Consider the following 20,874-nt stretch of genomic DNA (forward strand, 5'->3'; position numbering starts at 1 on the left):
CTAGCCAAGCGACTGTTAAATAGGCAATCTGTGGCTGTACAACCTGTGCCACGCAATTTTTTGCCCCTAAATGTTAGCCACCAAAGCCTAAAAATCTTGGGTGCATTAATTGGTTAAAAAAATGCGCCACAATACCGGGCTCAATGGCAATCGTGGCTAACATACCAAAAATACCACCCACCAAATGTGCCGAATGATTGATACTGCCGCGACCTTGTCCATCCGCCCATACACTATACGCCACATATGCCACCGCGAACACAATCGCAGGTACAGGAATCACAAACAGCAACAATGTCGACCAAGGATTCATCAAGATATAGCTAAAAATTACTGCTGAAACAGCGCCCGATGCGCCTAAACTGCTATAGCGAGGATTGTTCTTTTGTTTTAGATAGGTTGGCACAATCGCCACCACCAAAGCGGCAAGATAAAATAGCACAAACCCTAGACTGCCGAGTTTGGACATGAACAATCCCTGTACCGCTTGTCCAAACGAATACAAAGTAAACATATTAAAAAATAAGTGCATGCCATCGGCATGGATAAAACCATGGGTGACAAAGCGATCAACTTGTCCACGCTGCACTGCAGGCGGATAAAAAATTAACCTTTGCATCAGTTGGGGTGATTGCCAAGCTAATAAACTGACGACCACCGTAATGATAATGATAAACAAAGTATGGTTAGAAAAAAGTGACATAGCACCTCAAAATAGCAATAAATAATGGTAAGTAGGATTATGATAAAGATAGCGTATTATCTCAATAAGCCAAATGTGAATTTATTGATGATAGGTAATACATAAATCTGCCTTGTGTTATAACGTTTACCCTGTAGCATGAATCTAATGACAAACCCTTCAAATTTTAGCAACACACTTTTACCCAAGTTTACCCAAAATGGGGACGATTTGAATTTTTAACACAATATTTACGCAATAGTTACCTTAACATAACTGAAGGCTAGCCGATTTTGCTTTAATTTATTAGCTTAGCTATATTTGAGTAATACTGCAAAAGACTTAACAAAATCTGTTGAGTTACGGCAGTTTTTCTCAGTATTGTTAAGCGTAAATTAAATAGCAATACAATAATAAACCCAACAACCATAAATAATAATTTTTGAAAACATATAATAGAATTATTGGCTAGTGTGCTGGATATAAAAATAATACATTGGTTTTATGGTGGTTGATAACCCTTCATTTTCTTGAGGCTTGAATTATGAATATCATTGAACATTTAACCCGTACAGTAACACCCGTTCTTTTAAATAATGCAACTGACGAAAACCGCTCATCTTTATTAGAAAAATTATACGCTATCTTGGTTGCCCGTCTTGCTGATGGTAACGTCTCTAACAGCTTTGCTAATGCAACTATCGCTGATGATGACCACGGCTTTTTTGACCGTGTACTACCAGATACTACCCACCGTACAGAGTTAGTGCAACAGCTTTCACGTCATTACAGTGTACCAGAGCAAGAAACTAGTTCATTGGTAAGCCGTGCCGCGCCGCTGGTACTGCGTGAATTACGCTCACTTGCGGGTACAACACCGCTCAATACTTTCTTATCAAACAATATTGCGTCTGTGGCTTCTGTGATTCCTGCTTGGGCATATGCATTTATCCCAGCGGGCATTTTGACTATGTTGAATTTGTCGCCTGTGCATGCAGCCACCACGCCTACTGTCCAAACGACTACTCGTACAGAGGAGCATTTGGTTGCTACGCCGAAAGCTGAAGAAGGCGGCTTGATGAAAATGTTATTGCCAATCATTGGTTTATTGATTTTAGGCGCACTCGCTTGGGCATTGTTAAAATCATGTAACAAAACTGAGCCAGTCGCGACGCCAGTTGTGGCTTCGACCACTGCGTCAACAACGACAACCACTACCACGACTGAAGTATCTGCAGCAAGTGCAACAAATAGCATGGCAATGCCTGTAGCGTCAACCACTGACATGGCGGTAGCAAGCATGCCAATGGCATCTGGCACCACGATGACGACCACTGAAACCACGGCAACAACTATCTCTAGCACTGAACCTTCAGTAGTATTTGAAAATGGTCGCCTAAGCTTCTACTTTGCTACGGGTAAAGCACAAGTTGCTGGTAATGCCAAAGAAAAAGCCAATGATATCCTTGAAGCCGCTAAACAAGGCAAAAAAATCGGTATCAGTGGTTATACTGACAGCACAGGTAATGCTGCTGCCAATGAAAAATTAGCAAAAGAGCGTGCCCAAGCGGTTAGATTATTCTTGATAGCTAATGGTGTGCCACAATTACAACTTGAATTGATCAAACCTCAAGACACGACAGGTGCTGCAGGTAAAGACCAAGAAGGTCGCCGTGTCGATGCATACATTGTTGATGACAACGCTGTTCCTGCCACTGGTACCACAACTGTTACGACGGTTGCAAGCCCAGCGAAATAAATCACCTTTCACGATTGATTCATCGTTAAAAATCCTCGATAAGTTATCGAGGATTTTTTTTGCTGGTAAAAATTTTTAGATGCCACTGGCTTTTTGGGTAAAGAATTTCATCAAGGGTGTGATTTTGCTAACCGCGCTCACGCCTTCACTGCGTAGCTGCTGAATCGGACGTAACTGTGTACCAAAAATCCAATTAATCCCTGAAAAACTGTGCATCATCATCGCGTTATTAGCGTAGCGTTGACGCTCATAACGCTGTAAGGTGGCAAAACTTGCCCATAGCTTGTTGCCTGACCGCTGATAATCTTTTTGTAAAATATCGCTCAAGGCAATGATATCGAGCATACCCAAGTTTAAACCTTGTCCCGCTAAAGGATGCACCCCATGCGCGGCATCGCCAAGCAACGCCAAGTTGGCTTTGACATAATTTTTGGCATGTTGGGCCCCCAGTGGGAAACTGGCGATTGACTCAATCTCAGTGATGTCCCCTAAAGCATACCCACTGGCAAAGGCGAGTTCCTTGGCAAGCGCTTTTGGCGTCAGCGTGAGTAAATCAAGTGCGGCATTGGTCGGCAATGTCCATACCACCGATTGCCAATGTTGCGGATTTGCCCGATCATCAGCCGTCACATCTGCCAGCGGTAAAAGTGCCAAAGGCCCTGTCGGCAAAAACACTTGCCTGGCTGTCGCCTTGTGTGGCTGCTCGGTTTTGATGGCGCAGCAGATTGCCGTTTGCTGATACGCCAAAGTATCTAACCCAATCCCTGCCGCTTGGCGTACCATAGAGCCGCGCCCGTCAGCCCCGATTAATAGCTTACCTTGATGCGTGGTGCCATTATCTAAGCTAACTTGATACCCCAAATCTTCACCTTGCCAAGCGATATCAGTGACCTTATGCCCTGCAATATGGCGCAAATAGGATTGACCCTGATGGACAAGATACTCATCGTCAAAACCGTCATACAGTGCTTTTTCGATGATAAAAGGCTCAACCATACTGCCCAATAATTGCGGTGTTTGAGCATCACCAAAATTTAGCTCTCCCACGCCATTGGTTTGCCATACCTGCATTTGGGTATAGTCGGCTTTGCGTTTGCTTTGTTCGATACGCTGCCATGCACCGACCTCTTTGAGTAGGTTGATACTGGCAACGCTTAGGGCATAGACACGAGCATCACGCTGGGTGAGTTTGTCACGCCAATCGGCTGCTAAAAGTTTTGGGCGAGCATCGATTAAGGTGACAGGATGGCGCGCTTGGGCAAGCTTTAACGCCAATGTCGCGCCAACAACACCACCGCCGATGATTAATGTAGTGTTTTTCATGATTTCAGCCCCATCGCAAAGGTAGCCACAGCGGGCTTCACAAATGGCAGTTTATCAAAGGCAATAAGTCCGACATTACGCGCAATTTTGAGCAAGGGATTTTGGTGCATAAAACCATACACCACCGTATCGCAGAAAATTTCTACCCGTTTTTGGTCAGCTTTACGGCGTTTGGCATAAGTTTGTAGCATACTACTATCGCCAATATCTTCGCCGCGCATCACTTGCTGTGCCAGCATTTTGGCGAGCGTATCAGCATCGCGCATACATAGGTTAAAGCCCTGTCCTGCTACAGGGTGCAAGGTGTGGGCAGCATTGCCCATGATGACGCAGCGACCTTTGACTTGACTATCTGCCAATATTTTCACCAGTGGATACGCGCCGCGTTTACCCGCTTTGACAAACCTGCCTGCTAGACTGCCAAAGGCTTGTTGAATGGTGTCAAGAAAGTATTGGTCGTCATCCAAATAGCGCTGTTCTTCGCCTTTTGGGCACACCCACACCACAGAGCGGCGGTAGCCTTGCTGGGCTTGTCGTCCATCCCCTTGACCGATATCAAATGCATCAACTAAAGGCAACACAGCAACTGCGCCCATTTTATTAAAGCGTTCAATCGCTTGATGATGGTGCGGTTTGTCCGTCATGACCACGCCTACGACACCGACTTGGTGATAATCGTGTGCCGTTGCGCCAATGCCCAGTAGTTGACGGCTTGGCGAGTTTTGACCATCACAAGCCACCAATAAATCAGCCGTTAAGGTTTGGTTAGATTGATGAGCTTGGTCAAAGCGAATGGTGACATCGGTTGCCGTCTGTTGTATATCAGTCAAAGTGGCACCGTCTAGCAGGGTTATCAGCGGATTGTTTTGCACGGCAAGCAGTAATTTTTTGCCGAGCCACGCGTTTTCCATCACTTGTCCAAAACTTTCCACCCCTTCGGCTTCTTTGTTGAGGGTGGCTTTACCAAAACTACCTTCTTCACTGATAGCGACTTCATCAATGCGGCAGGCATGGCTTTGTAAATCATCCCATAGCGCTTTGCCATTAAAGGTGATACCACGATAAATTTGTACCGTACGGCGTGACAGCGCGATGTTACGGCTGTCAAATTGCGCGCGGTCTAAGTCATCATCAGGGCTGATGGTCGGATAGTTGGCTTTTTCTAGTAACGTACTTGAGATGCCTTTGTCGGCAAGCAGTAAAGCAAAGGATAAACCCACATTGCCGCCGCCGATAATCACCACAGTTTGAGGGGTAAGAATATTCATGCTTGTTCTCTTTTTTAAAGGGCGGTTAAAGCGCACCTTATCAGAATTTTTTACCAGTTTAGCACAAATCCTTACGCGCTTTGTGGCGGCAATTGGGTAAAATCCATAAAGTAAATGTTAAAGGAATAAGCAAAATGCCAGTGCTGCAATGGTTGTTGCTGTTTTTGCTTAGCAGTATATTTTATGGTTGGGTGCTGCTGGGAAATGGCGCAAAATGGCTAGAAGGTTGGCAATCGTGGTGGCTAATTGGCTGGTTTTCGCTAGATTGGACCGCCGAGCAAATCCGCTTGTATGTACTGATCATTTGGATTGTTAAAACGATTTGGTTTGTGGTCGGTTTGTTTCAACCAAGTTTACGTAGTTTTTAGACTGTATTTCGACAAAAATTTTGGCTACCTTTTTTTGTGATGTTCTGTTAAAATAGGCAAAATCAAACCTTAGCGAGTTGGCATGATAAAGTTAATGGCACAGACTGGTAACGCATTAAAACCAGTTAGCTATTTTCTTTAAAATCAATGTCTTCTCGCTTTTTTGTGGGCGATACTTTTTACAGTTGCATTGACTGGGCATAATTTACCGTCGCACACATAGGTAGAACACAGGATACGAGCGGAGGCACTAGGTGAATACGAATTACGCAAAAGCAATTTTGGCATTGGCAGATGGTACGGTTTTTTATGGTCGCAGCATCGGTGCTAGCGGACACACCGTTGGTGAAGTCGTGTTTAATACAGCGATGACAGGTTACCAAGAAATCTTGACCGACCCAAGCTACGCCCAGCAAATCGTCACCTTAACTTACCCGCATATCGGTAACACTGGCACCAACGATGAAGACACAGAGTCAGGTCGTATTCATAAAGTGTGGGCAAACGGACTGATTATCCGTGATTTGACCATGGCGACCAGTAACTTTCGTTCAAACCAATCACTAAACGAGTATCTGATTAACCATAACACCGTTGCCATCGCTGATATCGACACCCGTAAACTCACTCGCCTACTGCGTGAAAAAGGCGCACAAAACGGTTGTATCATGACTGCCGATAGCGACGGTCAGCTCGATGAAGCCAAAGCAATCGAACTTGCCAAAAGCTTTGCCGGTATCAAAGGCATGGATTTGGCGAAAGTCTGCTGTGACCAAGCAGGTTTTACGTGGACGCAAGGCTCATGGCAATTGGTGAGTCCAGAAGTGAGCCCAACTTGTGGTCGCTTTAAAGAATTGGGCACTGACATCGAGCAAAAATTTAACATTGTGGCGTATGACTTTGGCGTCAAAACCAACATCTTGCGCATGCTCGTTGACCGCGGCTGTCATGTCACCGTTGTGCCTGCCCAAACGCCTATCAGCGAGGTACTCAAACATAACCCAGATGGTATTTTCTTATCCAATGGTCCTGGCGACCCTGAACCTTGTGCTTATGCCATTGATGCCATCAAACACATCATCACCGAGACTGATATTCCGCTGTTTGGGATTTGTCTAGGTCATCAGCTATTGGCACTGGCTAGCGGCGCGCAAACCTTGAAGATGAAATTTGGTCACCATGGTGCCAACCACCCTGTGCAAGATATCGAGCAAGGTACGGTGATGATTACCTCACAAAACCACGGTTTTGCGGTGGATGAAAGTACGCTTCCTAGCAATATTAAAGTGACGCATCGCTCGTTGTTTGATGGGTCAAATCAAGGCATTGAGCTGACCGATAAGCCTGCGTTTAGTTTTCAAGGACATCCAGAGGCAAGCCCAGGACCCCATGACTGTGCGCCATTGTTTGATAAATTCGCAGCTATGATGGCAAAGGCGAAAGCATAAATGCAACAATACCCTTTTCACCTGGTTAATGTCTTTGCCGAAAGCCATTTTGGTGGTAATCCGCTTGCCGTATTTCCCCATGCCGATGGGCTAAATGATGAGCAAATGCAGTCGATTGCTCAGCAGTTTAACTTGAGTGAAACGGTGTTTATCTTTGCGCCCACTGATTTACATGGTACAAAAGCCGTCGCCAATTTACGTATTTTTACCCCAAATTATGAAATGCCACTGGCAGGTCATCCCACGCTTGGCTCGGGATTTATTTTAAAAAGTCTCAATGACTTGCCCAGTCAATTTGTGGTTAATACACAAGCCAAGGCCGTAGAAATTTTTACCAGTAATAGCCGTATACAAATCAAAATTCAGGGTTATCAGGCTAAGCAAATTAATGCTGATAAGGCTAGTTTGGCAGCATTAAGCGGCATAAATACGGACGATTTTGTAGGTCATGCTTATTTTATCAATAGCGGCACACAACAAATCTTGGTTGAACTAACCAATCGCCCAGCGCTAGCCAATGTGCAAATTGATATGGCAAAACTTCGTGAGTTAAACATTGATAATCCCTTTAAAACCACCGAAGAGCCGTCTATTTATTATTGGTTTGATGATGGTGACATTATCCATTCACGGATGTTTTCTGAGCAAAATAATAGCTTTGTAGAAGACAGCGGCACAGGTTCGGCATGTGCCAATTTGGGGGCGTATTTTATTAGCCAAAATCACTATCCGATAAGCAAAGCCATTCACCAAGGCGATGACATGGACAGACCCAACCGCTTGACGCTCAACGTCGATAACGAGCAAAACATTTTTGTGGGTGGCAATGTCATCGAAGTGGGCAAAGGTGAGTTTTATTTATAATAAAAAGTGCGTTAATCGCGCTTTTTTTAAAATTAGGATTTTAAAACATCAGTTAGTACTCAGTTTTTTATTTTAAATTTTACGTAATGCAGTTAAAAAGGGTGTAAAGCAATGCCAAAACGTACCGACATCAAATCCATTCTTATCATTGGCGCAGGTCCTATCGTCATCGGACAAGCCTGTGAATTTGACTATTCAGGCGCACAAGCCTGTAAAGCCTTACGTGAAGAAGGCTACCGCGTCATTCTGGTTAACTCAAACCCCGCCACCATCATGACTGACCCCGTCATGGCAGATGCCACCTACATCGAGCCTATCACCTGGCAAACGGTAGAGCGCATCATTGATAAAGAACGCCCTGATGCTATCTTGCCAACCATGGGCGGACAAACCGCGCTCAACTGTGCGTTAGACTTGGACAAGCATGGCGTACTGGAAAAATATGGCTGTGAGCTGATTGGTGCGACCAAAGACGCCATCGAAAAAGCCGAAGACCGCAATTTATTTGATAAAGCAATGAAAAAAATCGGCTTAGAGTGCCCACGCGCCGAAGTGGCCGAAACCATGGAACAAGCCTTCGCTATTCAAGCCAAAGTCGGCTTTCCCTGCATCATTCGTCCGTCGTTTACCATGGGGGGTTCGGGTGGCGGCATCGCTTACAACCGTGACGAATTTGTCGAGATTTGTGAGCGTGGTTTTGACTTATCGCCCACTCACCAACTATTGATTGACGAAAGCCTAATCGGTTGGAAAGAGTACGAGATGGAAGTTGTCCGTGACAAAAAAGACAACTGTATCATCGTCTGTTCGATTGAAAACTTTGACCCTATGGGTGTGCATACAGGCGACTCTATCACTGTGGCACCTGCTCAGACTTTGACGGATAAAGAATACCAAATCATGCGTAATGCGTCATTGGCGGTGCTGCGTGAGATTGGCGTGGAGACCGGTGGTTCAAACGTACAATTTGGTATTGACCCAAAAACAGGCCGTATGGTCGTCATCGAGATGAACCCACGTGTCAGCCGTTCATCCGCCTTGGCATCTAAAGCCACGGGTTTCCCGATTGCCAAAATCGCGGCAAAACTTGCCGTCGGTTACACGCTTGATGAACTCAGCAATGACATTACAGGCGGCTTGACCCCAGCCAGCTTTGAGCCTGCCATTGACTATGTGGTGACTAAAGTACCACGCTTTAACTTTGAAAAATTCCCCCAAGCTGACAGTACCTTATCTACCCAAATGAAATCGGTGGGTGAAGTGATGGCGATTGGTCGTAACTTCCAAGAGTCGATGCAAAAAGCGTTACGTGGTCTTGAGATTGGGGTGAATGGTTTTGATGAGTATCTTGATTTCAATCAAGACGACGATACTATTCGCAGTACCTTAAAAGTTAAATTAAAAACCCCAACACCCGACCGTATTTTCTACATTGCTGATGCCTTCCGTTTTGGCATGAGCGTAGATGAGGTGTTTGAGTTTACTCGCATTGACCCTTGGTTTTTAGTGCAAATTGAGGACATCGTCAAAACGGAAAAATTGGTGAAAGAAACGGGCTTTGGCGGTTTGAACAGTGACAATTTGCGTCAATTCAAACGTAAAGGGTTATCAGATTTACGCTTGGCAACGCTCCTTGGTATTTCACAAAAACAACTGCGTAAAAAACGTTGGGATTTGGGCGTGTATCCTGTGTACAAACGCGTGGATACCTGTGCTGCGGAGTTTTCAACTTCAACCGCTTATATGTATTCAAGCTATGATGAAGAATGTGAAGCCAATCCAACCAACAACAAAAAAATCATGGTTATCGGTGGTGGTCCCAACCGCATTGGTCAAGGTATTGAATTTGACTATTGCTGTGTGCATGCCGCCTTGGCAATGCGTGAAGATGGTTATGAGACCATCATGGTCAACTGTAACCCTGAAACGGTTTCCACTGACTATGACACCTCTGACCGTCTGTACTTTGAGCCTATTACGTTAGAAGATGTGCTTGAAATCGTGCGCATCGAAAAGCCCGAAGGCGTGATTGTGCAGTACGGTGGACAAACGCCATTAAAATTAGCGCGCGCACTGGAAGCTGCAGGTGTGCATATCATCGGTACCAGCCCAGATGCGATTGACCGTGCAGAAGACCGTGAACGTTTCCAACACATGATTCAGCAATTAGGCTTTACTCAGCCGCCCAATGCCTTGGCGACCAGTACCGAAGACGGTATCGTCAAAGCGACGCAAGTGGGCTATCCCCTAGTTGTCCGTCCCTCTTACGTGTTGGGCGGTCGCGCGATGGAAATCGTTTATAACGAAAACGAACTGCGTCGTTATTTGCGTGAAGCCGTACAAGCGTCCAACGAAGCCCCTGTGTTACTTGACCGCTTCTTGGATGATGCGATTGAAGTGGATGTCGATTGTATCTCTGACGGCACCAATGTGGTGATTGGCGGTATCATGCAACACATCGAACAAGCGGGCGTGCATTCCGGCGATTCAGCGTGTTCAATCCCGCCGTATTCACTTAGCCAAGAGATTTGCGATGTGATGCGCGAACAAACCGTGGCGATGGCAAAAGAGCTGGGTGTGGTGGGCTTGATGAACGTCCAATACGCGGTCAAAGATGGTGTGGTTTATATCCTTGAAGTCAATCCGCGTGCCTCACGTACGGTGCCTTTCGTATCAAAATGCATCGGCACTTCACTTGCGCAAGTCGCTGCGCGTTGTATGGCGGGCACAACGCTTGTGGAACAAAACTTTACCACTGAGGTGATTCCAACATTTTTTGCGGTCAAAGAAGCGGTCTTCCCTTTTGCCAAATTCCCAGGCGTTGACCCCATCTTAAGCCCTGAGATGAAATCGACGGGTGAAGTCATGGGCGTGGGTCAGACCTTTGGTGAGGCTTACTACAAAGCCATCATCGGCAGTAATGATAGATTGCCCGGTTTGCCAGTGGAACATGAAGTTAAAAAAGTGTTCTTATCGGTGCGTGAAAGCGACAAAGCCAATCTGGTACCAGTGGCAAAACAATTTGCCGACTATGGCTTTAAACTTGTGGCAACTTCAGGTACACAAAAAATCTTGATCGAAGCAGGTATCCCCTGTGAGCGCATCAACAAAGTTACCGAGGGTCGCCCACATATCGTCGATGCCATCAAAAACGGTGAGATTGCGATTGTGGTCAATACCACTGAAGGCAAACAAGCGCATGAAGACTCGTTCTCGATTCGCCGCTCAGCCTTACAGCATAAAGTATTTAATGTGACTACCTTAAATGCCGCGGCAGCAGTTACCCAAGCGTATAAAGTGCAACTGCCATTTGATGTGTATAAGCTTCAAGCGCTACATACCCAGACACAGGGTTAACCACCGCTACTTTAAAATACTGACAGCCAGCGCCGTCAGTATTTTTTTATGGGCTAAGATAATCCTAAGCTTTAGGCTGTACACTGGGTTTGCCCTAAGTACAGCCACGTTTATCAATGTTTTGACCACCAACCATAATCAGGGTGTGAATGCCATGAGACAACCTTCGAAGACCTTTAATATCATACTGCTCGCTGCTGCGTTAGCGCCAACGACAACGGTATATGCCAAAAGCGATAGCGAAAAAGCGGGCGATATATTGCATATTGCTATCCCGGTAGCAGGCTTAGGCATGGCACTTGCCAAACATGACCAAGAAGGCGTCTTTCAATTAGGCAAAACCATGGCAACCAATTTGGCGGCTACCTATGCGCTCAAATACGCCACCAATGACACCGCGTGGGGCGAACGTCCCAATGGCGAGGATTACTCGTTTCCATCAGGGCATGCTAGTGATTCTTGCGCGGGCGCGACTTTCATCGGTCAACGCTATGGCTGGCGCTATGGCTCGATGGCAATGCTTCCTGCCGCCTATGTGGGCTGGTCACGTGTGGATGCCGACAAGCACCATACCCGTGATGTGGTTGCTGGCTGCGCACTGGGTGTCATCAGTGGTTTGGTGATGACGCAACCGTTTGACAATGCCACTATCTTACCTTGGTATGAAAATAAAGCCGTGGGTGTTACCATCAGCTCAGTTTGGTAATGTGAGATTTCATACAGTCAATTGAGTGAATGCTTTGCATCACAAGCCGTTATCAAGTAAAATACGGTTATTGTGGTGATTGACACAGCACAGCAAATTTTTTACTAGAACCTTGTTAGGCAGTAGTCCTGTCTAGCATGGTTTTTTTCATCTATACAAAATAGATAACGGTCAATCACGAGAGTTGATGACCATTTTTTGTGACTTGTTACTTTGGCAATCTTGCCGTTTGAATCCCTATTTGTGACAAAAGGAATCCCCTATGCAACGTTATCCAATGACGCCTCAAGGTCACGCGGCTTTAGAAGAAGAGCTCAAACAGCTCAAAACCGTTGACCGTCCACGTATTACCGCGGCGATTGCCGAAGCGCGCGAACATGGCGACTTAAAAGAAAATGCCGAGTACCATGCTGCCCGTGAGCAGCAAGGATTTTGTGAAGCCCGTATTCGCGATATCGAAGCAAAATTAGGCGGCGCTGAAGTCATCGACCCGCTCAAACTACCGCAAGATGGTCGCGTGGTGTTTGGCGTCACGGTAGTGATTGAAAATCTCGACACCGAAGAGCAAAAACGCTATAAAATTGTGGGGGATGACGAAGCGGATTTTAAAGCCAACAAAATCTCGATTAACTCGCCTATCGCGCGCGGTCTGATTGGCAAATCAGAAGGGGATGAAGCCAAAATCCAAACCCCAAGCGGTGAAGTCGAATACGAAATCGTCGAAGTTTTGTACCAATAGCCGCTATTTAGCCGATAAAGCCAATCAAATGATTGGCTTTTTTATTGTGACAAATTATGGGTAATTGTCAAAAAATGGCGAAAAACGCGTTGACAAAAATGTTACAATAATTCGATAGGTTGATTTTACAGATTATTTTTTGATGACTTGATAGGAAAGGTTATGAGCCACGATACCACAAACAATGCCACCAATAACGCCACCATTTTACAATCTGTCCCCGTCGGACAAAAAGTCGGTATCGCGTTTTCAGGCGGACTTGATACCTCAGCTGCGCTACTTTGGATGAAGCAAAAAGGCGCGCTGCCATACGCTTATACCGCGAACTTAGGTCAACCTGACGAAGACGATTACAACGCCATTCCCAAAAAAGCCGACCAATACGGTGCGGTCAAAGCACGTTTGATTGATTGCCGTTTGCAATTGGCGCTTGAAGGTATTGCCGCAATCCAATGCGGTGCGTTTCATGTGAGCACCGGTGGTATGCCCTACTTTAACACCACGCCACTGGGTCGTGCGGTTACAGGCACTATGCTAGTGACTGCCATGAAAGAAGATGATGTCAACATTTGGGGCGATGGCTCAACGTATAAAGGCAATGATATTGAGCGTTTTTACCGTTATGGTCTACTCACCAATCCTGCCCTTAAAATCTATAAACCGTGGCTTGACCAAACCTTCATTGATGAATTGGGCGGTCGTAGCGAGATGTCACAGTTCTTAATCGACAATGGCTTTGACTACAAAATGTCCAAAGAAAAAGCCTACTCAACCGACTCAAATATGCTCGGCGCGACGCATGAAGCCAAAGACTTGGAGTTTTTGGATGCCAGCATGCACATCGTTGAGCCGATTATGGGTGTGGCATTTTGGGATGAAAATGTCAAAATCGACAAAGAAACGGTGACAGTACGCTTTGAACAAGGCATGCCCGTGGCAATCAATGACGAAACCTTTGATAGCCCAGTGGATTTGATTTTAAAAGCCAACGAAATCGGGGGTCGTCATGGTCTGGGTATGAGTGACCAAATTGAGAATCGTATCATCGAAGCCAAATCACGGGGTATCTATGAAGCCCCTGCCATGGCGCTGTTACACATTGCCTATGAGCGTTTGGTCACTGGCATTCATAACGAAGACACCATCGAGCAGTACCGTATCAATGGTTTACGCCTAGGTCGCTTGTTGTACCAAGGTCGCTGGTTTGACTCACAAGCCTTGATGCTTCGTGAAACCGCCCAGCGCTGGGTCGCCAAAGCTATCACGGGTGAAGTCACCATCGAGCTACGCCGCGGTAATGACTATACCATCTTAAATACTAAATCTGACAATTTGACCTACCAACCAGAACGTCTATCAATGGAAAAAGTGGAAGATGCGGCGTTCACGCCAATGGATCGTATCGGTCAGCTTACCATGCGCAATCTAGATATTTCAGATACCCGGGCTAAATTGGCGTTATATAGCCAATCAGGTTTGTTATCCAATGCCCACGGCTCAGACGTACCACAACTAGAGCAAAAATAATGCGGTAATTGACTTCCTCCCCTCTCTAAAGTGAGGGGATTCCTTCTACAAGACGGTCAAGCCCGACCGCAAGAATGTTCCGACTGGCATTAATATCTCTATCATGCCGTGTGCCACACTTTACACAAGTCCATTCTCTTATTCGCAAACCTGCTCTACCTTTCGGACTACTGGACATATCGCCACAGCACGAGCAAGTTTGGGTAGTGTATTTCTCATTCACGATTTCAAAACGGCAACCTGCGTTCTCGCATTTGTAGGTCAGTTGTCGCTTGAGTTCAAACCAACCTGCATCGTAAACCGATTTGGCTAGTTTGCCTTTTTTACTGTTAAATTGGGTAGTTCTAACGTCACCTACCACGATTAGGGCATTGTCTTTGACTAATTGGGTGGTGAATTTGTGGATTAGGTCTTGGCGTGTATTTTTGATTTTGGCATGGATCGCTTTGACACGCTGTTTGTTTTTGGCACGTTGGGCGGTGGCTAACGCTTTGGCATATTTGAGCGTTTGCTTGATTTGTAGTTTATCGCCATTTGAGGCGGTGGCACTGTCTTTTAAGCCTAAATCAATCCCAACGCTACCCATTCCGCAAGTAGTTTTAGGGTATTGTTTGACGGTGATACAGGCATACCAACGGTTACGGCTGTCTTGGACAATTTCCAGCGTGTTGATTTGATATAGGCTAAGGTTGTAGCTGTCCCATAGATCAATGACTAGCTTTTGCCCTTTGGCTAAAGATAGTTGTAAGGTAGATTTTAAGCCCTTTTTACCAGTTTGGTGTGTGGCAATATGCTTGATGGCAGATTGCTTGAATGGTAGCCAACCTAAGCTTTTACGCTTTGATGTTGGGTTGTTGGTTCGCCAGTTTAACTTTGCCTTTTTAAACTGTTTACGGCTTTTGGCGTGAGTTTCGTTAATGGCTTGAATAGTCTGACTATGCAAACCCAACAGTTCACCGCTACCTTTGGTGTAGTCGTTCAAATCATAAGCTGAAAAGAATTTACCAGTCTTTTGTAAGTGCTTATAACTCAAGTCATTAACATAGTTCCACACGAAATTAACCGAACCGCTTAGGCGGTTAAGCTTCGCTATGTGTTTGTCTCGTATGCGCAACTTGAGTGTTTTCATGGGTTTATTTTAACAAAATTCATGCAAGTATTATAGTGCATGAGCATGGTTGCTTAAGTTGCCTTATATCCACCGCCTAAAGTCGGTGGTTTTACGGCAACAGAGGATAAAAAGGGCGTATTTAATACGCCCTTAGCTTATTACAACCCATCATTTAGTCGTTGGTATGAAATAACAAAAATAACTCAACGATATTTTTCTCAATCGCACCTGCCATTTGGCTCATGGTCTCTGGGTCTTTGAGTAGCTCTTGCATATCAGGTTGGTCTTCATCAATGCCACTAAACAAAATCATCGGTAACGTCAGCATTGCCACATCTTCTTCGCTGTCGTCATCATCAAACCAATCATCTTCTTCGTCATCGCTGGCATACATGGCATCAACAAAGCCCACCGACCATTCGCTGATTTCTGAGTTTTCAATATCGAGATAATCAGTTTCGTCGACATCAAAAGGCAGCTCAATTTCACGCTCATCTTGCAGCATGGCTTGCAGCTCATCACGCCACTGTTCAATGGCTGATAACACCTCTGGCTTGACTTGTTTTTCATGCCCTTCAAAAAGATAGGTTTGCCAATTGTTTAAAGGTTTGCCGACGATAGAGGCGGTTAAAAAGCCGTGTGTAGCGATGCTCGATAGCCCAAATTCATTATCATCACTGTCTAAAAAATCGATTAAATCATCAAAATCCATGGTGGTTATCCTAGTATGCTATCAAAAAAGCGGATTGAAAAAAGAAAGGTTAATACCTAGTGTATTAACCTTTTGCTTGACTTACAACTCATCATCGTCAAAATCGTCGTCATCGTCTAAGTCATCAAGATCGTCATCAAAACTGTCTTTAAGTGAGCGCTCTAGACGCTTTTCTTCCAATAAATTATCAATCAAACGACGTTTTTCAAGACTACTTGCCCGACTTCGACCCGATGCGTCGTCATCCACCAGTCGCGCGTCATCGTCATCATCAAAACTGTCATCTTCAAAGCTATCATCAATATCTGGATCAGCCATTTAGTGCTCCTTTCGCTGGTCGATTCGATAAATTTGCAATTTCATAAAGCCTTATAATGGGTTTTGTCAGTCAAGTCAAGTGGCGAAAGAAAAAATAGCCATGATTCGTTTATTTTTCTGTGGCGGTCAAAATTTCATCGCGTTTGGCAATGAGTTCGGTCATCAAGGTTTCTGATAAACCGTTGTACCAAACCATCTCACGCTCTGTGATAGTGGTCGGATGTTGCAGGTTTTTAAACTGCACTTTGCCATCTAACGTTTTAAGTAAATCCAGTGGATATAGGAGTAATAAACCATCTTCTTTGGCGTGGTTTGCCATCAGTTTTTGTACGTCATCGAATTGATGACTGATACTGGTACCGATGGTTAATGGCAAAGCAAAACGCGATAGCTCACGGTGTTTTTCGTATACCACTTGGTTGAGGATAATCAACAATTTTGACAATAACACCGCTGCCAGTGGCAATTGCTCGGCTTTACCTGCTAGATGAACGACCGCGCCGTTGGCATTAAAATGCGAGTTGTCTTTGATATACACGTCTTTGATATAGCGATTTAACACATTGTTTGACGAGTTAAATAAACTGTTTGATGCGCGCATCAATAGCTGATTACACAATTGAAAATACGGTTTTGCAACTTCAGGTGCCACCCGTTTTAGCAGATGATACTGGTCGTAAAAATGAATTTGTAATTCGATTTCGGGTTGTTTTTGGCTTTCTACCGTCGTTTCTTGAGCCAGATTGTCAGTCATGTTGGTCGCTGTGGGCTGGATTTGGGGAATGTCTTTAACGGATTTTGATTTTTCTCGATTTAAAAAATCATTGATGGTTTTGCCAGTGGCGGCAGGTTGCGCGGTGGCGCTGCTATCCCCTGCTTTATTGTACAAGGTGTCTTCGTCTAACTGCAATTCACCACCCGCTGTCAATACAGGGCTCGTGGATGCTAGGCTACCACGCGCAAGCGCGATATGCTGCTGGACTTTTTCACCCAATTGCGCAAGCTGTTCCTGCGTTGGACGCGCCATATAGCCATAAATCAGCCATAAAAACCCATGCAAAATTGCTGACCCTAATACAAACAACCATTGACTACTGACAATCTCGCCTTTGGAGACCGCTTTCATGGTGATGGTGGCATGACCGAGAACTTGGTTGTTTTGGATAATGGGCTTGTCAATCACCTGCCCCACTTCGTTTTGCGCTTGTCCCGTTTGCACCAGCGGCTGGTTGTTTTGGTCACTGATGACAATTTTGGCGACTTCTTGATCCACTTGGTAGCGGTTTGCCAAGACGCTCAGGCTAATTCTATCTTGGCTCGTGATTCCCACCATGGCTTCTTTGGCTAACTGTTCAACAATTTTTTCACCCTTTTGGGTACGCTGCTCGTATTGGGATTTTTCACTACTAAAAGTCAGCATCAAAAAATGTAAACAAAAACTAATAAGTAGCACAATAGCGAATTTGCCTTGACGGGGGGCTAGATGATTCATGGGTAGATTAAACTTTCTTTAGGAGCGATTAAATGCTACATTATCATGTTTATTTTTTTGGCATACAAGGGGTAAACTACCATGACGACGAATTTTTTGTATCAACTTAATCAGCATTTTCCCCATAGTTACGCGATTACCCTAAGCGCTGCCAAGTTTGAATTGGGGCTATTGAGCCAAATTAGCCAAACCCTTGCAAGCCTTCATCCTGCCATTCGCCTCTTACATCAAGACACCTTAGTCAATGAGCTTGATTGGCAAGCCAATGACACGCTCGCCCAAGCTGAGCAAACCAGCCCTGTGACGACGATTCGCTGGATTGTGACGCTGGAGTCAGATAGCGATATCAGCGACTTACCGCAACGGGTCAAACAAGTCGCTGCCAACAACCTCTATCACGTAGATATCAATGTCATGCCTCTTGCGACATTGGTGCGCCCGCATAAACTGGCGTTGTTTGATATGGATTCAACGTTGATTGAGCAAGAAGTGATTGTAGAATTGGCAAAAAAAGCCGGGATTGGTGAGCAAGTCGATACGATCACCGAATCTGCCATGCGTGGGGAAATTGATTTTGCCGAAAGCTTTACTCGCCGTGTGGCTTTACTTAAAGGGTTATCAAGTGAGGTGCTCGAAGATATTATTGCCAATCACATTACCTTTAGTCCAGGGGCAAAACGCTTGATTAGCGCACTGAAAAATCATGGTTACTATGTGGTATTGGTCTCAGGCGGCTTTAACTATTTTGCCGAATACGTGAAAAACAGCTTAGGGATGGATGAAAGTTATGCCAATGACCTAGATATCGTCGATAATCTAGTGACAGGTGAAATCACCTCAGCGATTGTCGATGGCAAGCGTAAAGCCGAAATTTTGCAAGCCGTGGCACAGCGTCTAGGCATTAAGCTGTCAGAGACTGTTGCTGTCGGCGATGGCGCTAATGACTTGCCAATGCTAGGACTAGCTGATATCGGTATTGCCTATCGCGCCAAACCGATTGTGCGCGACCAAGCAGATTATGCGGTAACCGTCGCAGGACTCGATGGGGTAATGACTGTCTTGGGATTGAGCGATTCATGTTAGCGGTTAGTTTTAAAGATTATTTTTAAAAATGAATTTTAAAGATTATAAAAAAGCTACCCAGATTATCGAGTGGCTTTTTTGTTTTTTTGGATAAAAAAGCTAAATTGGCAATTTCGCCACGATTTTATCGACGCTGACTTGTAATTTTTGCCTCACTATCGGTGATAAAATGACAATACCGCCTAGCACACCCATGAGACAGCCGAGCACGGTATCCCAAAACCGCGTGACGATAATCTCACTGATTGCGGTAGGTTGCACCGCGCTGTACTCTGCCAAAAAGATGGTCAGTGGGGTGATAAAAATAACCGCCACCCCATAATGGCGTACCACAAAAGTTTCAATACAAAACATCATGCCAAAAATGCCTAGCGCCACACCCATATCGCTCAAATGCACTGATAGCAGTAGCCAAGCTAGCAGCATACCAATCGCGGTACCCACAATCCGATGTATCTGCTTGACCCACATGCTTTGAAAATTCATCCCTTGCATGATGACATAACAGCTCATCGGCACCCAATAGGGCTTAGGCATCTCTAGCCACAGCGCCAGCAGCAATGATAAAGCGATAAACGCCGATACAATAAAAGTATCACCCAAAATCTCTCGCACGGGCATCGGTGCCTTTAGCGGCAAGACAGGCTTGTTATAAATCAGCAGTAACGCATAAAAACACGCCACCATCCCCGCAAACAACGCGCCCAATGCCACCACGCCAATCAGCTGTGGGATTTGTGCCACGGGTGCGGGCATAAACAGCGCAATCGCTGAAGCCATGATGATAAACAGCCCAGCAGGCGGAGGTAACTTATAATAACGGCTAAACAGCGTACACCAAAAGGTCACAAAAAACATCAGGGGAATTGTCAAGATGGGCACGTTGTGGGCGACCAAGCCAACGGCAAAACACGCCACCATCCCAAAACTACACGCCAATACCGTGGTCATGCGAGACAATAACGACCCAGTGTAGGGTAAGTTTAAAATTACCATCGCACCGAGTGACGCGAGTAGCCCCATGCGCAAATCACCTAGATACGCGCCGACCATCACTGGAAAACTGATCGCAAATGCCACAAACAACGGCATATGCCAAGGTCTGGGATTGCGATTGAATTGGGTCAAGGTGGTGAGCGGGTGCTTGATATATTGATGAGTGATAGGGTTATCCAAATGAAAGGCTCTTTTGTTAATCATATTGAGGGATAAAAAATTAAGCTTAAATTTAAACTTAAATAACCTGCTAAAAACACAAAACTGGAGCAAGCCCCAGTTTTAGATGTTTATCTATTTCACATGTTATCCAAATTTAATTGGACTTAATTAGATTCGCTGTAGCGATTAGCTAGCTTGATGAATGCGTCCGATTTATCGATCTGACTCATCAACCAAAGACACGCCAATACGCTGGGCAACTTCTTCATAACCTTCGACCACATCACCTAGGCTTTGACGGAAACGGTCTTTATCCAGTTTTTTCTTGGTTTGTTTGTCCCAGACGCGGCAACCATCTGGCGAGAACTCATCGCCCAGTACGATACGGTCTTTGAATACCCCAAATTCTAGTTTGAAATCCACCAACATCAAACCACCGTCATCAAACATTTTTGATAACACATCATTGACTTTGAAGGTTAAGGCTTTCATTTCATCCAGTTGAGCTTGCGTTGCCCAGCCGAGTGATACCGCTAAAGAATCATTTACCATCGGGTCGCCCAGACCGTCATCTTTATAGAATAATTCAAAGGTAGGTGGGTTTAAAGGTTGACCTTCTTGTAGACCTAAGCGACGTACTAGGCTGCCTGCCGCATAGTTACGTACCACACACTCGACGGGAATCATTGTTAGGCGTTTGACCAGCACTTCTTCATCCGATAATTGCTGTTCAAAATGGGTTTCGATGCCTGCTTCGCTGAGTTTTTGCATGATAAAGGCATTAAAGCGGTTATTGACTTTGCCTTTACGCGCTAACTGTTCGATACGCTCGCCGTTGAACGCAGAGGTATCATCACGAAATTCTAAAATCAGATAATCTGGATTGTCAGTTTCGAAGACTGATTTTGCTTTGCCTTTATAAAGTAAATCGAGTTTTTGCATGGTAATTCCCAAATGGC

18 protein-coding genes are annotated in these 20,874 nt (G+C 45.2%); 9 read left to right on the forward strand and 9 right to left on the reverse strand.

Translation table 11 applies throughout. The annotated features are described in order from the left end of the window. Positions 1-73: 73 nt before the first annotated feature. Positions 74-703 (reverse strand): rhomboid family intramembrane serine protease, encoded by a 630-nt coding sequence (locus tag RT064_RS01900; RefSeq protein WP_007116139.1) that lies wholly within the window; start codon positions 701-703, stop codon positions 74-76. Between the two features lie 523 nt (positions 704-1,226). On the opposite strand from RT064_RS01900, the gene RT064_RS01905 reads away from it, so the two are divergent. Continuing rightward, positions 1,227-2,441 carry an OmpA family protein gene (locus tag RT064_RS01905; protein ID WP_313060779.1) on the forward strand — a complete coding sequence of 405 codons (1,215 nt, stop codon included), beginning with the start codon at positions 1,227-1,229 and terminating at the stop codon, positions 2,439-2,441. A gap of 75 nt (positions 2,442-2,516) precedes the next feature. Here the strand turns inward: RT064_RS01905 and RT064_RS01910 are convergent, their stop codons facing one another. Next, positions 2,517-3,764, reverse strand: coding sequence for an FAD-dependent monooxygenase (locus RT064_RS01910; RefSeq protein ID WP_313060782.1), 1,248 nt, complete (start codon positions 3,762-3,764; stop codon positions 2,517-2,519). Continuing rightward, positions 3,761-5,032, reverse strand: coding sequence for an FAD-dependent monooxygenase (locus RT064_RS01915; protein ID WP_313060783.1), 1,272 nt, complete (start codon positions 5,030-5,032; stop codon positions 3,761-3,763). Before RT064_RS01915 ends, RT064_RS01910 begins: the two co-directional genes overlap by 4 nt. Positions 5,033-5,166: 134 nt before the next feature. On the opposite strand from RT064_RS01915, the gene RT064_RS01920 reads away from it, so the two are divergent. The 7 genes from RT064_RS01920 to argG all read left to right on the forward strand — a co-directional run bounded on the left by RT064_RS01920 (position 5,167) and on the right by argG (position 14,041). Next, entirely contained in the window at positions 5,167-5,400 is a 234-nt protein-coding gene (locus RT064_RS01920; RefSeq protein WP_313060785.1) for a hypothetical protein, read from the forward strand. Positions 5,401-5,654: 254 nt separating this feature from the next. Next, a complete protein-coding gene (gene carA / locus RT064_RS01925) occupies positions 5,655-6,848 on the forward strand; it encodes a glutamine-hydrolyzing carbamoyl-phosphate synthase small subunit (RefSeq protein ID WP_313060787.1) in 1,194 nt (397 codons plus the stop codon). Further along, positions 6,849-7,712 (forward strand): PhzF family phenazine biosynthesis protein, encoded by an 864-nt coding sequence (locus RT064_RS01930; protein WP_313060789.1) that lies wholly within the window; start codon positions 6,849-6,851, stop codon positions 7,710-7,712. 111 nt (positions 7,713-7,823) lie between these two features. After that, positions 7,824-11,069, forward strand: a complete 3,246-nt coding sequence (gene carB, locus RT064_RS01935; protein ID WP_313060791.1) for a carbamoyl-phosphate synthase large subunit — start codon at positions 7,824-7,826, stop codon at positions 11,067-11,069. Between the two features lie 154 nt (positions 11,070-11,223). Beyond that, entirely contained in the window at positions 11,224-11,775 is a 552-nt protein-coding gene (locus tag RT064_RS01940; RefSeq protein ID WP_313060793.1) for a phosphatase PAP2 family protein, read from the forward strand. A gap of 262 nt (positions 11,776-12,037) precedes the next feature. Further along, positions 12,038-12,514 (forward strand): transcription elongation factor GreA, encoded by a 477-nt coding sequence (gene greA, locus RT064_RS01945; RefSeq protein WP_036594538.1) that lies wholly within the window; start codon positions 12,038-12,040, stop codon positions 12,512-12,514. Between the two features lie 162 nt (positions 12,515-12,676). Continuing rightward, entirely contained in the window at positions 12,677-14,041 is a 1,365-nt protein-coding gene (argG, locus tag RT064_RS01950) for an argininosuccinate synthase (protein ID WP_036594535.1), read from the forward strand. Between the two features lie 25 nt (positions 14,042-14,066). Here argG and RT064_RS01955 read toward each other — a convergent pair whose 3' ends face one another. The 4 genes from RT064_RS01955 to RT064_RS01970 form a co-directional block, all read right to left on the reverse strand. Continuing rightward, the gene (locus RT064_RS01955; RefSeq protein WP_313060800.1) at positions 14,067-15,170 is read right to left on the reverse strand and encodes an RNA-guided endonuclease InsQ/TnpB family protein; all 1,104 of its coding nucleotides are present in this window, start codon (positions 15,168-15,170) and stop codon (positions 14,067-14,069) included. Positions 15,171-15,324: 154 nt separating this feature from the next. Continuing rightward, entirely contained in the window at positions 15,325-15,864 is a 540-nt protein-coding gene (locus RT064_RS01960; protein ID WP_313060802.1) for a YecA/YgfB family protein, read from the reverse strand. A gap of 81 nt (positions 15,865-15,945) precedes the next feature. Next, on the reverse strand, positions 15,946-16,182 hold the full coding sequence (locus RT064_RS01965; protein ID WP_060995306.1) for a PA3496 family putative envelope integrity protein: 237 nt from the start codon (positions 16,180-16,182) through the stop codon (positions 15,946-15,948). A 109-nt stretch (positions 16,183-16,291) separates the two neighbouring features. Continuing rightward, positions 16,292-17,674, reverse strand: a complete 1,383-nt coding sequence (locus RT064_RS01970; protein WP_313060805.1) for a hypothetical protein — start codon at positions 17,672-17,674, stop codon at positions 16,292-16,294. Between the two features lie 81 nt (positions 17,675-17,755). Here RT064_RS01970 and serB point away from each other — a divergent pair, with 81 nt between their 5' ends. Continuing rightward, positions 17,756-18,757: a phosphoserine phosphatase SerB gene (serB, locus tag RT064_RS01975; protein WP_313060807.1), complete on the forward strand. Its 1,002-nt coding sequence runs from the start codon at positions 17,756-17,758 to the stop codon at positions 18,755-18,757. Positions 18,758-18,856: 99 nt separating this feature from the next. Here serB and RT064_RS01980 read toward each other — a convergent pair whose 3' ends face one another. Further along, entirely contained in the window at positions 18,857-19,933 is a 1,077-nt protein-coding gene (locus RT064_RS01980) for an FUSC family protein (RefSeq protein WP_313060809.1), read from the reverse strand. Between the two features lie 195 nt (positions 19,934-20,128). Further along, positions 20,129-20,857, reverse strand: coding sequence for a phosphoribosylaminoimidazolesuccinocarboxamide synthase (gene purC, locus RT064_RS01985; protein ID WP_313060811.1), 729 nt, complete (start codon positions 20,855-20,857; stop codon positions 20,129-20,131). Positions 20,858-20,874: the final 17 nt, after the last annotated feature.

The sequence above is a fragment of the Moraxella sp. CTOTU49097 genome (genome assembly GCF_032064105.1).
In the GTDB taxonomy this organism is placed as follows: domain Bacteria; phylum Pseudomonadota; class Gammaproteobacteria; order Pseudomonadales; family Moraxellaceae; genus Faucicola; species Faucicola osloensis_B.